This window comes from Chryseobacterium sp. c4a (genome assembly GCF_009900745.1).
Lineage (GTDB): Bacteria > Bacteroidota > Bacteroidia > Flavobacteriales > Weeksellaceae > Chryseobacterium.
Map to the genome: position 1 here is coordinate 18956 of NZ_WXVU01000026.1, position 13905 is coordinate 32860.

Below are 13905 nucleotides of genomic sequence, written 5' to 3' on the forward strand. Positions count from 1 at the left end.
GGTTTATTTTTCCGATTAATAATCATCATCTACTACAGTAGGCTGTGCCAATTTTTCACTAACGTTATTTGCAAATATCTGGAATGAATACTTTGTTACATTGATTGCTTCTTCTACATTGTCAATTCTTTTACCATTTACAATAACATAAGAATTTTCATATCCTGTAGAATCTTTTGTTTTATTATTTTTAAAATAGGAATTGTCTGCATATCTTGGCTTTCTTTCCTTTTTCAATCTTCCTCTTTTCGGTAATATTTCATCCATCACATCTTTTTCAGCTACATGATTATCCTGAAAGATAGAATCTTTTTTAGTTCCTGAAATAGAATCGGTGTGATTAACTGCTACTTGCTCCTGGTGGTTATTATTTTCTTCAATAAAACCAGACTTTTGCTTTAACACTTCATTTTTCACCAAGTTTTCCTTATCCTGAACTCCTGAATTATTTTTAAGGAAAAATCCGATCCCAAAAACCAGTGTTACACTGGCGGCCATCCAAAACCATTTGGGAAATGAGGGCTTTTTCTTTTCTTCCAATGGAATAATGGGTGCTGCGTCTTCTTCAGGCACTTTATTTTCTGCCTGCTGAAGGAAGTCGTCAAAACTCCATTCCATTTTTTCTTCCTTTATACTTTGGAAGACTTCGTTGTATTTATCTTGTAATTGATCTTTTTTCATAGCTCATCAGTTGTGAGATTTGTTCTTTTACTTTTTGTCTTGCCCGCATAAGGTTTACCCTTACTGCATTTTCTTCCATTTCCAGCATTTCAGAAATTTCGGAAACATCGTACTCTTCTACATCTTTCAAGTGGATCACCTGCTTCTGTTTTTCGGGGAGCTGATTGATAAATCCTACAATATGTTCCTTAAGGTTATCAACTTCCATACTGTAAAGCTCCGATCGGTGAAGCTGCATATCCGCAAAGCCTATCTTCACATCGTGATGCTTCAGGCGGTTCAGGCATTCGTTCCGGACAGACTTCAGTGCATAGGATTTTAAGTTCCCAAACTGCTCCAGCTCATCCTTCTTCTGCCAAAACTTCATCATGATATCCTGCACTACATCTTCTGCTTCATCACTACTCATGACGAATCGCTTCGCAAAACGATACATCTCGTCTTTGAGAATAAACACCGTATTCTTGAAAGTTTCTTGGGTCATGAGTTTTGTTTCTTATAGGTAAGACAACCAGTCTTTACAATCTATTACATCAAAAATAAAAAAACTTTGAAAAATTTCAAGTTTTTATTTTCAACAGATTCTTAATAGATTATATCTTTTTATAAAAGTCTTGATTTACTTAATGTTCATCGTTGTTTATCAATATACATTTCCCGGATTTGAGAATTAATAGAGAATTTTTATATTTGCTCATGAAAAAAATATTATTGGTTCTCATTTCTTTTTTATTTTCAATTTTAAAGTCTCAGTTATCAACGGAGAGTGTACCTATCTCTTATACAAATTCTCCTAATTCAAAGTTCAATATTAAATCTATCTCTTACGATGAAACTTACCCGACATTAAGAGGAGAATCTATTATAACATATAATCGTGAATATGAAAGTTTAGGCATTAGGAAGACTTACTACAAGATTAATAGGTCTTTTGATTTATATGATGAATATCCCTTTTTTCTGGCAGTTAGTAATGATGGCAGAAAAATAGTTTACATTAAAGACCGAACGTATTTTAAAGGTGAAGAGCATAAAAATGTAACTTACTATTTAGATGGGAATCTTGTACAATCATATGATACGGATGAATTTATAAATTGTAATAAGGACAAAGAAAAATGTGAAATGTTCTATGAGAATACCAATAGCATATTAGACTATCGGAAAAGCACATCGACTATGAAAGTCTACAAAGATAATATAAGTGATAAAGAAAGATTTCTTAATCGAAATTTCGTCTTTAACAAAAACGATACAATCTATATTGTAGATTCCAGAAAGATGGTCACTTTATTTGATCTAAATACCAATAGGATCTTAAAAACAAAAATTGATTTTGATTCTCTATATCCAACAGTAAAAAATATTGAAAGTATTAAAAGCCAGATTTCATATTATAAATATCCTTATAAATATATTAATGACATTCAAAATAATGTAAGTAGCGAAAAATTGTCTGAAACAATAAGCAAATTTTCAGGATTAAAATTTATTTCTATAGATGATGCAACCTATCATAAATATAAACTAAATGAAGTACAAATAACAGGTTATATAAACAGAAGTGGAAAATTTGAGATTGAAACCTTTAAAGCCGATGAGGCGTTCAACTATAAGAAAATAAAGGATTATTTGGAAACCACAATTTTTATGACAGATTTTATTCCTAAGGAGGTTGACAAAATTTATTTAGAACATTTTTTTGGAGGCTATAGAAACTTTGACGATAAAATCGCAGAGATAGAAACTATAAAGGAAAAAAACAGGCAAAAAGAAGAATTCAAGAAACGTCTTACACTAGAAAAAATTAATGATATATACATTCCTAAAAACCTTTATGAATGTATGAGAGAGTTAGATAAAACATTAAATTTTGAAAGTAAAAAAAAGCTAAAAGAAGCCGAGAGTTCTTTTGAATATAATTCTCATTTGGGCGGACTTGGAATGTGGATAAGAAATAATTGGGGAATAAATGGAGGTTCCAGGTTATTAAAGTATTTTAATGATCGTGGGATCGGAAAAGAAATATATGGAAACGAAACTATTTCAGGTCTAATTATCGAAGAATATATTAAATGGTTAAAAGGGGACAAAGATTCTTGGGAAAAATGGGAAAATACACATCCTATTACTATTAAAAAATAAAACCTCAGAAAATTCTGAGGTTTTTATATTCCATTTTAATACGTTTCAAAAACATGTTTCAAAATAGCCTTATCTTCTTCCGTTAAAGCAACTTTCCTTCTCGCCATAGCTCTTTCCGCCACTTCATACACTTTATCCAGTCTGAATCTTTCATCATCTTTTAAGCCACCCCAAGAAAAGTTTTCCACAAGGTTAGGTGGAAAACCTGGTTTGAAAATATTAGAGGCAACTCCAATAACTGTTCCGGTGTTTAGCTGCGTATTGATAGCAGTCTTAGAATGATCCCCCATAATTAAGCCTGCGAATTGTAAACCTGTATCTTCAAATGCTTTGGTTCTGTAACTCCAGAATTTTACATTTCCGTAGTTATTCTTCATATTGGAGGAATTACTGTCTGCCCCAAAGTTACACCATTCTCCAATGACTGAGTTTCCAACAAATCCTTCATGCCCTTTGCTTGAATATCCGAAGATAATAATATTGTTTACCTCGCCTCCTACTTTACAGTGCGGCCCAACCGTAGTCGCTCCATAAATTTTAGCTCCAAGGTTAAATTTAGAATCATCACAAAGTGCTATTGGACCACGAAGATGACATCCCTCCATGACTTCTGTATTTTTTCCAATATATATTTTTCCGGTTTTTGTATTGATTGTTGAGAATTCAATAGAGGCTCCTTCTTCAATAAAAAGATCTTTTTTATCTCCTAAAAAGCCGTTTGTAGAAGACAGCTCCTGTGAAGTTCTTCCTTTGGTAAGCAGATCAAAATCAAAATCAATAGCGTGATGATTATACGTAAATAAATCTTTAGGTTTTTTAAAGAAAATAAGTTCTTCTTTAATATCCGTCATTTTTTCGATCTGATGAAGAGAAAACCCTTTCATATTCACCTTTGCTGCTACCAATTCGTCTTCATACACCAAAGCTTCCCCTTGCTTCAGGTCTTTAATCTGTTGAATCACAGATGCTGTAGGAATAAAATTCGGAACCAAGAATAGGCTTTCTTTTTCTTCCGGAGTTTTAAACTTATCCTGAAGATACATTTCTGTAAAATAAGAAACTTCGGTATTCTCCAGAATTCTCTGCCATCTTTCAGAAAAGGTAAGGATTCCACATCGCATTGCTGCAATTGGTCGGGTAAAGGTAAGCGGAAGAAAGTCTTCCCAATATTGTGCGTCTGAAAATACTAATTGCATTTTTTAGAAATTATAGGTTAAAAGATAGAGGCCAAAAGCTGAACCTTTACTACTTAAAACAAAAATACAAAAAGATATGAGAAGTTGAGATAGAAGAGAAAAGATAATAGACCGGGAACGGAACGACTAAATATTTGGCTGATCTTTTTATAATAATAAAGTCTGGATACAAAAAAAGCCTTCCAAAAGATTGAAAGGCTTTAATATTTTGAATATACAAAAATTACTTAGCGAATTTTTTGTATTTGTTCATGAACTTATCAACTCTACCTGCAGTGTCAACTAATTTCACTTTACCAGTGTAGAAAGGGTGAGAAGTTGAAGAGATTTCCATTTTGATTAGTGGATACTCTTGTCCTTCGAACTCGATAGTATCTTTTGTTTCTGCAGTAGATTTGCAAAGAAACACCTCGTCGTTACTCATATCTTTGAAAACAACAAGTCTATAATTTTCTGGGTGGATTCCGTTTTTCATAATGCTATTTTTAAAAAATTAAAGTTTGCTTTCGAAATAGTAATGGATATTTCTCTGCTAATTTTAGGTTGCAAAAGTACAACTTTTTTTCTAATATCCAAATACTGATTCTAATATTTTTTTCTTGATAAGAAATTCAAAGTATTTTCGTTAAATTTGGAACTTACTTAAACTTTAATTTCGATGAAATTCAAATTATTATTGGCTTTTTCTTTCTGGATGCTCCTTGTTGCAGTATCATGTAATAAGGATGATATTACCTTTGATAGTCCTTCACAACAGCTAAGATTTTCAAGAGATACAGTATTCTGTGATACGGTATATCATCAGGTACGTTCAGAAACCTATGTAGTAAAAGTATATAATAATGAGGATAAGGATGTTCTGATCCCAAGAGTAAATCTTGAGGGCGGAGCAGCATCGCTATACAGAATCAATGTAGACGGAAAGCCGGGATATGATTTTAAAAACGTTCCGCTTAGAAAAAAAGACAGTCTATATATATATGTAGAAATTGCTCCACAAGCTACGGGGCCTGAAGCCATCGCCGAAGATAAAGTTATATTTACCGGGCCTGCAGGACAACAACATGTTACTTTGTTCTCAGTTGTACAGGATGCTGAGTTTTTTATTCAGACTCCTACCAATCCGAACGTAATTACGACTTCCACAACATGGACTAATAATAAAGCAAAGATTATCTACGGAAATCTTACTATAAATCCTGATGTCACCCTGGATATAGATCCTGGAACCAAAGTATATTTCCATAAAAACAGTGGAATGAAGGTTTCCTCAAAAGGGGTATTAAATATTAATGGAACTCTTGAAAAACAGGTTATTCTTCGTGGTGACCGCAATGATCCATATTATGATACGATTTCTAAAAACTGGAATTCGATCAAAATGGAACCTGCTTCCATTCTTAATATGAATCATGCCAGATTATTTGGAGGAACAAAAGGACTTGAAATGAAGCAAACAACGGCTACTATCAATAATTCTTTTATTCATACTTTCTTTGAATATGGAATTTACGCTGTAAATTCTACCGTCACTGCTAATAATGTAGTGATGAATAACTGTGGCTTAGCATCCATCGGAATTTTTAAAGGCGGAAAGCACAATTATACACATGCTACCATTGCCAACTATTCTAAACTGATGGGAACCTTTGACAGAAAAGGGATCTTCGTAACGAATGAATGGAAGAATGATAAAGGACAGACAGAGCAGGGTGCTTTACAACAATTCAATCTAAAAAACAGTATTGTGTATTCTGATAGAGATAATGCTGTACAATTTGAAGCAACGCCAGGACAACAGTTTGAATACCTTATCCAAAATTGTTTATTAAAATATTCTGGAACATCGGAAGCTGGATTTACTTTTGATAATAATGCGAATGTAATACAAACAATCAAAAATCAGGATCCGCAGTTTATGAATTATTTTGCAGCCAAAATGAATTTAAGAGTAAAAACAACCTCTCCGGCAAAAGGAAAAGGAAATGTGACTGTAGCGGGAACTGTACCTTTTGATATTGTGAATGAACCAAGAACTACAAACCCTACGATCGGAGCTTATCAATAATGGAAATTACCCAATTACAACAACAGGTTGACGAATGGATCAAAACCATCGGTGTAAGATATTTTAATGAACTCACCAATATGGCGATGCTTACTGAAGAAGTAGGAGAAGTGGCCAGAATCATCGCCAGAAGATATGGTGAACAGAGTGAAAAGGAAAGTGATAAGAATAAGGATCTTGGTGAGGAGCTGGCAGACGTACTTTTTGTAACGTTATGCCTGGCCAATCAAACTGGAGTTAATCTGCAGGATGCCTTTGACAGAAAAATGAAGATAAAGACGGATCGTGATAAGGATCGTCATCAGAATAATGAAAAATTAAAATAAGATCCTTAATACAAGATTTCAGATATAGATTTAAAGATCTGAAATCTTGTATTAAGGAATATGAAGAAATAATGAAGAAGCTAGAAAAATCAACATTAATAGGAGATAAAACAGTACAGATCAGCGGTTCGAAGAGTATTTCGAATCGTTTATTGATTCTGGAAAGCCTGTTTAGTAATATAAAAATCGGAAATTTATCTAACTCTCAGGATACACAATTGCTGAAAAAGGCATTGTCTGAAGTTACAGATGTAGTCGACATTCACCATGCGGGAACAGCAATGCGTTTTCTTACCTCTTATTACTCTATTCAAGAGGGAAAAACAACTATTCTTACCGGCTCTGGAAGGATGAAGGAAAGACCTATTAAAAATTTGGTAAGTGCTCTGAAAGATCTTGGGGCTGATATCGAGTACATGGAAAACGAAGGATTTCCTCCTTTAAAAATTACAGGAAAAAAGATCACTCAAACTTCGGTAAATGTTCCAGCCAATATTTCCAGCCAGTTTATTACCTCTCTCCTACTTATTGCGGGAAAGCTTGAAAACGGACTGGAAATTAATCTTGTGGGTGAAGTAACGTCAAGATCTTATATTGAAATGACACTTGATATTCTAACAAGATTTGGAATTAAAAACACCTTTGAAGGAAATACCATTAAAGTAGAACCTTTCACTTCAGATAATGAATCTTCAGTACAGGCCTATGAAGTAGAAAGCGACTGGAGTTCTGCGTCCTACTTCTACTCGATTTGTGCATTGGGAAGAAAAACTATTCATCTGAAAAGTTTCTACAAAGAGTCTACTCAGGGAGATTCTGCGATTGCAAAAATTTATGAAGATTTCTTTGGAATTAAAACAACCTACTCTGAAGCTGAGCACAAGCTTACTTTGGAACCTCAACCTGATTTTGTATTTCCGGAAAAAATTATCTTGGATATGAACAACTGCCCGGATATTGCACAGACGCTTTGTGTAACAGCTGCCGCATTAAAGATTCCATTTGAAATTTCAGGATTGGGAACATTAAGAGTAAAAGAAACAGACCGACTTCAAGCTTTATATAATGAACTAAAAAAATTAGGTACCGAAACTAAGATTACGGATTTAACCATTGATTCTGTAAGTTTCGGAGAACCTGAAGAACATATTTCAATCAAAACATATCAGGATCACAGAATGGCGATGAGTTTTGCTCCTTATTGTCTGATTGGAGAACTTACGATTGAAGATGAAGATGTAGTGGAAAAATCTTACCCGATGTTCTGGGAGGATCTTGCCAGCGTAATGACGAAATAATTTGAAAATCTAAAAATGCCTTAATTTGAGAATGAATCATTGAACCTTCTCAAATTAAGGCATCAATCATAAACTACACCCAATCATGAAAAAATTTCTGATCTTATTTGCCTTGGCACTTCCGTTGTCAATTTGGGCGCAATACCTTTTACCTAATGAAGAAGTTATCTATTCTTTTGAAACAAAAAATGGAAAAAAAATGATATTGGTAAAGGATAAGAAAGATGAATACATCCAATATCGCTTTGGTAACAAAAATAAAGTAGAAATGGAATTTCCTATGGAAAGAACCAAGGATAGCTGGAAAAAATTCACTTATAATTCTTATATGAGAGGTGGCGGAAAACAAAACTCAGGAATGGAACTTCATTATCTGTCATTCAAAAATAATGGCTATCAATATCAGTTATACAAATCTTACTATGCAGAAGATGGATCTTACTCCACCGGAGTTACCGTAACTGATAGTAAAGGGAAAGAAACCGATATTCCAGGGATATACAAGTCGATAAAGGGTAACCTAAGCAGTTTAGACGAATCCAAATTGATTGTCAAAGAGAATACAGGATTATAATTCCTGAATATTGTTTTTCCCATGAAAAAGTTATTTTCTTTTGTTGCCATTGTAATGACCACTATCGTTTTTGCTCAAAATCTAAAAAATTTTTCTGTCCCTAAAGGGTATAAAAAAGTGACAGAGGTAAAAGGAGATTTGGATAAAGACGGAAAAGATGAAACAGTTCTTGTATTTGATACGGATAAAATAGCATCTGATTATGAAAGAGACTTTGGGAAAAAAGATTATCAAAGAGTTTTTTATATTCTGAAACATGAACAAGGGAGCCTAAAAATCTGGAAAGAAAACTCCACCCTTTTGTATTCGAGCGGACTCGGTTTTTATCCTGATGATAATATTCTTAACATCCAGATCAAAAATAATTGTCTGTTTGTGGAACAGAGCTTTTTCAGTAATTCAAGACATACTCAGGTTAGTAAGCATACTTTCAGATTTCAGAATGGAGATTTTTACCTGATTGGCTCATATGATAATTTTGCAGATACCTGTGATTTTGATATTACCCATGAAATCAATTTTTCTACGGGAAAAGTAATTGTAAACAAAGAGTATTCTTCATGTGATGAAGAGACGAAAATACCAAAAAACGTTTATAAAGAATTCGTCCATAAATTTAACCCTTTAATTACAATGGATGATTTCAAAATAAGAGAACATAGGTTTAAAATTCCTGGGTTGAAGGAAGATTTTATTTTCTAAGAAGGAAGCTGGAGGTTAACTATCCCTGAAAAGCCATAGTAGACTTTTGATCTGCTATTTCAGTATATAAAAAAGAAAATACCTCATCCTCGACTCAAAGTACTTCCCTCTTCCAGTCCTCAGTATCCTTTCTCTTTACGCAACAACTTAATCATCTCTTAAAATTAAATTAACTCCTCATTACTTGACATATTCTTAATTTTAGATCCAATTAAAATTAAAACTATGTTCAAGTACCAAATGAAATATGTAAAAAACTTTACGCTTAGTATTGCCGCTGCAACCGTGTTCTTCTCCTGTTCAGAAGGAGTGGTAGAAAGAGATTCCAATGAAACAGGTCTTACTTCGGCCAGCAAAGCAAGTTCTAAAATGGCATCTCTGGCTCCTGTTGAAATGAACAGTTGGATGGCCGGCCTGCAGGATAATATTTCAATTTCAAAAATCTCCATTCCAGGCACCCATGATTCCGGAGCTCGTATAGATGCCCCCGTAGTGAGTGGTACAGCAAAAACACAAGACCTCAGCATTGCTGAACAGCTGAATGCAGGTGTTCGATTCCTGGATATCCGTTGCAGACATATTGATAATTCATTTACGATCCATCATGGTGCTATTTACCAGAATTTAAATTTTGATGACGTATTGAATGCCTGCTATGCTTTCCTACAAAGTCATCCATCAGAAACCATCATCATGTCTGTAAAAGAAGAACATGATGCTTCCAATACAACAAGAAGTTTTGAAAGCACTTTTGACTCTTATGTTCAAAAAAATCCTTCAAAATGGGATCTTGGAACAAATATTCCTACTCTTGGAGAGGTAAGAGGAAAAATCAAATTGCTTAGAAGATTTTCAGCAGGAACTGCTAAAGGAATCAATGCAACTTCCTGGGCAGATAATACCACTTTTGAAATCAATAATCCGGGAGCTCAGCTTAAAGTTCAGGATTATTATAAGGTAACTAACAATGATGATAAATGGAACGGAATTTTCAATCTGCTTAATGAAGCCAAAAGCAGCAATGACAACAGACTTTTCATCAATTTCACCAGCGGTTATAAACCGGGAATCTTCGGAATTCCAAGTATTCCTACGGTTTCCAATGCTATTAATCCAAAACTTAAAACATACTTCCAAAATAATACAAAAGGCTCTTATGGGGTAATGCCTATTGATTTTGTAAATACTGAACTAGCTGAATTGATTGTCAAAACTAATTTTTAGTATAGTTAAATATAAATTGTCACCATGAAGCTGTCTCTTTTTGAGGCAGCTTTTTTCATTTACTCTCGCAGATTGAGCAGATTATTTGTTGGGAAATAAATCAATACTCTAATTTTCTTATCTGTAGGCTTCTGTGTAAATCCGTACAATCTCTGAGAAATAAAATAGCTCACTAAAGTTTTGAAAGTCTTGTAATTTCTATTGGGGATAAATAAAAATGCAGCCTTTAACTACTAAAGACTGCATTTTTTATTCAAAGGAATCAATTCAACTATTTTTCAATTCCGTATGCTGCCATGATCTTGTTGAAAATTTCTGTATTTTCAAATAATCCTGTAAATTCTTTGGAGTTCGGCCCATAGGCAAAAACGCTTGATGGAATAGAAGTATGGTCATTGGTACTGAAATTTCCAAACACCCAACCCTCTTTCAGGCTACCATCTAAAAGTGTTAAGCCACCTGTTTCATGATCTCCTACAACCACTACCAGTGTTTCTTTATTCTCATCTGCAAATTTCATTGCTTTTCCTACCACATGATCGAAGTCTAATAATTCGGTCACCAGCTGCTCGATATTGTTACTATGTCCACCACCATCAGTCTGGGAAGCCTCTATCATCATAAAGAATCCTTTTTTATTATTCTTTAAGTCGTTTAGGGTCAAATCAAAGGCCTCAGCAAGCCAATTTCCTCTGCCGTTGGTTATTCTTTGTGAAGCCAAAAGATCAATAATCAATGTTCTGTTATTTATTTTTTGGGCTGATTTAAGATTATGATACAGATCTATTTTGGCTTCTTTAAGCTTCTGTTCTGTTGCTGGGGTCAATCCATTGGTAGGGCCTCCGATCAGTATTTTGGTTTTAGAAGTAGCAAAATCTTTCAGAATAGTTTCGGAACTATTTCTGTTATCAGAATGTGCATAGAAGTCTGCTGGAGTTGCATCGGTTACATCTCCGGTAGAGATCAATCCGGATACCCATCCTTTCGCTGCTATAATATCAGGAATTTGAGCCAAAGCTTTACCTGCGCCATCTACACCTACAAATGTATTTTTAGTTTTTGTACCTGTAGAAAAAGCTGTAGATCCCGGTGCTGAGTCTGTAATATAAGCATTGGATGAATTTGTTTTAGACAGCCCTGTAGCTTTCATATTGAAAACGTTCAGCTTTCCTTTATTAGCAGTAAAAGCAGCATAATATTGTGGTAAGGAAGTACCATCCGGAATCAGAAGAATTACATTTTTCACTTTTTTGCTGATACCATCTGTTTTATAGGTGGGTGCATAAGTAGTGTATTCCTTAGTATTCTTGTAGAAGTTCTTTGGAATGGTATTCATGAATTTTTTAAGATCCGGAATATGATCGGTATTGATATAGTCTACGCCCAGATCCATCAGGTTTACCCATGCATTGGGAAAATCAGGAGCTCCATAGAAACGCATTGGTTTTTGCTGAGCATGAGCTTTATCTACTGCTTTTCTGATCTTATCTGTTTCTTCATCCCTTGGAATTCCTTTCCCATTCCATTTTACCAGCTCTGGTAGATCTGCACTGAACATTCCAATTCTTTTTAACTGATCTGCAGAATAGTCTTTACTTAAATCTCCATCAAAATAAAGATAGCTTGGATAGTTTTTAAAATCTCCAGGCTGAGGTCTTCCGCCTGTGATCACAATTTTCACTCCTGAATTGCTAGTAATTTCAGGATATTTTTTCAATGTATTCACTAATGCACTCAGCGTTGTTTTATAATCCTGCTTGATATCGATCAACAGCTGTAGTTTTTTAGTTGTATCTGAATAAATATTTCCTTTGTTCAGTTTTATCTGCTTTGAAATATTGTCCAAATAAAGATTTTCCAGCGTTCTGTCTGCGGAAAGTTCTTTTTCTGTATGGGCTACCCAAAGTTTACCTTTTACCAAAAAAACATCTGCTTCAATGGATCCAAAATTGGCATAATAAGCCTGCCAAAAAGGGATTTCCTGCATATAATCATTGTGAGAATGGGCATTCCCTACGTTATAATTCAAATAATTTTGTGCCTGATTTTCAGAAAAAATGGCAAGGGCCAGCAAGCCCAATATTTTTGATAGTTTCATAAGACCTTTTAAAAAGACTATATCATCACAGAATTTCTGCAATGATATAGTGATAATATACATGACTAAAATTTTACCAACCTTCGTTTTGTTTAATAACACCATGGCTATTTACGATCTCAACCTGTGGAACTGCCCAAACATTATGGATAGCTGGATTGAAGTTTCTGGCAGCCCAAGCTTCTTTACCATCCATTCCATGAAGGGGTTTAGCATAGGTTGCCTGTGCATCTCCCCAACGTACAAGATCTCTGTGTCTGTCTGCCCACTCACCTGCAAGTTCGCAACGTCTTTCGTGCTTCAGATCAACCATAGTACAACCGTTTTTAGCAGCAAGACCAGCTCGTTTTCTGATCATATTGATTTCCTGATCTGCAGGTTTGTTTTGCATCAATAATGCTTCTGCTTTGATAAGGATGACCTCAGCATAACGCATAATAGGTACGGCAAAATCTGTACAAGGGTAATCTCCATTAGCATTTACATGCCCATCTTTAAATGGATATTTGAAAGCATCCATATATTTGTTAAACTGAGCTTTCGTAAGGGAGTTTGATGTAGCATAGGTTCTTACTGCTCCATCAAAGGTAAACTGATCTCCTTCTTTAAGAATGGTTACACTTCTTCTAAGGTCTCCGGTTTCGTATTCATCATACAATTCTTTTGTGGGTTGGAAATATCCCCAACCATTATATTTACCCCAACCTTTGTTTTCTAGCATTACTCCCGGAAGAATACTACCTACTCCATTAAATTTAGTAGTACTCGGTACTGACCAGATATATTCTGAACTGTAGTTGTTTTCAGCTTTAAAAACATCACCAAAATTATTTAGTAGATTTCTATTTCCTTTGGTCATTACTTCATTAGCCCAATATTCTGCATTCTTCCAATCCTTCATAAACAGATACACTTTTGCAAGCAATGCCCATGCTGCAGCTTTATGAGGTCTTCCGTAATCTTTGGCTGGAAGTTCTTTCTGGCTAGGTAATAATTCTGCTGCTCTTTTCAGATCGTTTACAATATAATTGTAGTTTTCCATTACATTAGCAGCTCTCGGAATTGGGTTGGGATCCGGTTCTTTTGTACGATCTATAATAGGAACACCTGCTTTTTCATTTCCATAGCTGTAAGCCATTTCAAAATACATTCTGCTGCTCATGAACAGTGCTTCTCCCAAGTATTTGTTTTTAACCGCCTGTGAAGCCTGGATATTATCAACATTACGGATCACACGATTGGCAACACCAATTACCGTGTATCTTTTGTTCCATTGCGTCTCCAGATCTCCGGCTGCGATATAATTGCTGCTAAAATTCTTCACATTATCAGCCTCACTCTTCGATCTTCCTGTTACCATATCATCACTGGCATTGATGAACCAGAAAAAACCTCTTCCATAAAATTCACTGTCGGAAAGCGGCTTATACATAGCATTAGATCCCGTAATCAGGTCATTTTCGCTTTTCCAGAAATTGGCTTCTGTGGGAGTACCTTCCGGCTCTATATTCAGTTCATTGGTACAAGACAATACTGCTGCAGAAAGCCCTGTTAATAAAATTACTGTATTGAAAATCTTCATCTTTTTACTTT

The 13905-nt window shown here is 34.7% G+C and carries 13 protein-coding genes; 7 read left to right on the plus strand and 6 right to left on the minus strand.

Annotated features, from left to right (window positions below; all coding sequences use genetic code 11):
- Positions 1-15: 15 nt before the first annotated feature.
- Together GTR01_RS23440 and GTR01_RS23445 are read right to left on the minus strand one after the other, a co-directional pair.
- Complete coding sequence (locus tag GTR01_RS23440; protein WP_185155161.1) at positions 16-681, minus strand: hypothetical protein; 666 nt, start codon at positions 679-681, stop codon at positions 16-18.
- Positions 656-1165 (minus strand): RNA polymerase sigma factor, encoded by a 510-nt coding sequence (locus tag GTR01_RS23445; protein ID WP_160140139.1) that lies wholly within the window; start codon positions 1163-1165, stop codon positions 656-658. Before GTR01_RS23445 ends, GTR01_RS23440 begins: the two co-directional genes overlap by 26 nt.
- 212 nt (positions 1166-1377) lie before the next feature.
- Here GTR01_RS23445 and GTR01_RS23450 point away from each other — a divergent pair, with 212 nt between their 5' ends.
- Positions 1378-2826: a DUF6794 domain-containing protein gene (locus tag GTR01_RS23450; RefSeq protein ID WP_160140140.1), complete on the plus strand. Its 1449-nt coding sequence runs from the start codon at positions 1378-1380 to the stop codon at positions 2824-2826.
- Positions 2827-2861: 35 nt separating this feature from the next.
- Here GTR01_RS23450 and GTR01_RS23455 read toward each other — a convergent pair whose 3' ends face one another.
- The gene (locus GTR01_RS23455; RefSeq protein WP_160140141.1) at positions 2862-4022 is read right to left on the minus strand and encodes a putative sugar nucleotidyl transferase; all 1161 of its coding nucleotides are present in this window, start codon (positions 4020-4022) and stop codon (positions 2862-2864) included.
- A gap of 223 nt (positions 4023-4245) precedes the next feature.
- Complete coding sequence (locus tag GTR01_RS23460; RefSeq protein ID WP_027375398.1) at positions 4246-4497, minus strand: type B 50S ribosomal protein L31; 252 nt, start codon at positions 4495-4497, stop codon at positions 4246-4248.
- Between the two features lie 183 nt (positions 4498-4680).
- Between GTR01_RS23460 and GTR01_RS23465 the strand changes: the two genes are divergently transcribed.
- The 6 genes from GTR01_RS23465 (at position 4681) to GTR01_RS23490 (ending at position 10214) form a co-directional block, all read left to right on the plus strand.
- Positions 4681-6090, plus strand: a complete 1410-nt coding sequence (locus tag GTR01_RS23465; protein ID WP_160140142.1) for a hypothetical protein — start codon at positions 4681-4683, stop codon at positions 6088-6090.
- Entirely contained in the window at positions 6090-6416 is a 327-nt protein-coding gene (locus GTR01_RS23470) for a nucleotide pyrophosphohydrolase (protein ID WP_034692883.1), read from the plus strand. Before GTR01_RS23465 ends, GTR01_RS23470 begins: the two co-directional genes overlap by 1 nt.
- A gap of 71 nt (positions 6417-6487) precedes the next feature.
- Positions 6488-7714, plus strand: a complete 1227-nt coding sequence (locus GTR01_RS23475; RefSeq protein WP_160140143.1) for a 3-phosphoshikimate 1-carboxyvinyltransferase — start codon at positions 6488-6490, stop codon at positions 7712-7714.
- Between the two features lie 85 nt (positions 7715-7799).
- Positions 7800-8288, plus strand: coding sequence for a hypothetical protein (locus tag GTR01_RS23480; RefSeq protein WP_160140144.1), 489 nt, complete (start codon positions 7800-7802; stop codon positions 8286-8288).
- A gap of 21 nt (positions 8289-8309) precedes the next feature.
- Positions 8310-8990 (plus strand): hypothetical protein, encoded by a 681-nt coding sequence (locus GTR01_RS23485; protein WP_160140145.1) that lies wholly within the window; start codon positions 8310-8312, stop codon positions 8988-8990.
- A gap of 225 nt (positions 8991-9215) precedes the next feature.
- The gene (locus GTR01_RS23490) at positions 9216-10214 is read left to right on the plus strand and encodes a phosphatidylinositol-specific phospholipase C (RefSeq protein WP_228452332.1); all 999 of its coding nucleotides are present in this window, start codon (positions 9216-9218) and stop codon (positions 10212-10214) included.
- A gap of 271 nt (positions 10215-10485) precedes the next feature.
- Here the strand turns inward: GTR01_RS23490 and GTR01_RS23495 are convergent, their stop codons facing one another.
- On the minus strand, positions 10486-12312 hold the full coding sequence (locus GTR01_RS23495; RefSeq protein WP_160140146.1) for an alkaline phosphatase: 1827 nt from the start codon (positions 12310-12312) through the stop codon (positions 10486-10488).
- Positions 12313-12385: 73 nt separating this feature from the next.
- Positions 12386-13894: a RagB/SusD family nutrient uptake outer membrane protein gene (locus GTR01_RS23500; RefSeq protein WP_160140147.1), complete on the minus strand. Its 1509-nt coding sequence runs from the start codon at positions 13892-13894 to the stop codon at positions 12386-12388.
- Positions 13895-13905 lie beyond the last annotated feature (11 nt).

What these genes read in the sequence shown, in the direction of transcription:
- GTR01_RS23455 (WP_160140141.1), bottom strand. Translation starts at nt 4,022, where the DNA reads ATGCAATTAGTATTTTCAGACGCACAATATTGGGAAGACTTTCTTCCG.
- GTR01_RS23500 (WP_160140147.1), bottom strand. Translation starts at nt 13,894, where the DNA reads ATGAAGATTTTCAATACAGTAATTTTATTAACAGGGCTTTCTGCAGCA.
- GTR01_RS23470 (WP_034692883.1), top strand. Translation starts at nt 6,090, where the DNA reads ATGGAAATTACCCAATTACAACAACAGGTTGACGAATGGATCAAAACC.
- GTR01_RS23440 (WP_185155161.1), bottom strand. Translation starts at nt 681, where the DNA reads ATGAAAAAAGATCAATTACAAGATAAATACAACGAAGTCTTCCAAAGT.
- GTR01_RS23480 (WP_160140144.1), top strand. Translation starts at nt 7,800, where the DNA reads ATGAAAAAATTTCTGATCTTATTTGCCTTGGCACTTCCGTTGTCAATT.
- GTR01_RS23445 (WP_160140139.1), bottom strand. Translation starts at nt 1,165, where the DNA reads ATGACCCAAGAAACTTTCAAGAATACGGTGTTTATTCTCAAAGACGAG.
- GTR01_RS23465 (WP_160140142.1), top strand. Translation starts at nt 4,681, where the DNA reads ATGAAATTCAAATTATTATTGGCTTTTTCTTTCTGGATGCTCCTTGTT.
- GTR01_RS23490 (WP_228452332.1), top strand. Translation starts at nt 9,216, where the DNA reads ATGTTCAAGTACCAAATGAAATATGTAAAAAACTTTACGCTTAGTATT.
- GTR01_RS23460 (WP_027375398.1), bottom strand. Translation starts at nt 4,497, where the DNA reads ATGAAAAACGGAATCCACCCAGAAAATTATAGACTTGTTGTTTTCAAA.
- GTR01_RS23485 (WP_160140145.1), top strand. Translation starts at nt 8,310, where the DNA reads ATGAAAAAGTTATTTTCTTTTGTTGCCATTGTAATGACCACTATCGTT.
- GTR01_RS23495 (WP_160140146.1), bottom strand. Translation starts at nt 12,312, where the DNA reads ATGAAACTATCAAAAATATTGGGCTTGCTGGCCCTTGCCATTTTTTCT.
- GTR01_RS23450 (WP_160140140.1), top strand. Translation starts at nt 1,378, where the DNA reads ATGAAAAAAATATTATTGGTTCTCATTTCTTTTTTATTTTCAATTTTA.
- GTR01_RS23475 (WP_160140143.1), top strand. Translation starts at nt 6,488, where the DNA reads ATGAAGAAGCTAGAAAAATCAACATTAATAGGAGATAAAACAGTACAG.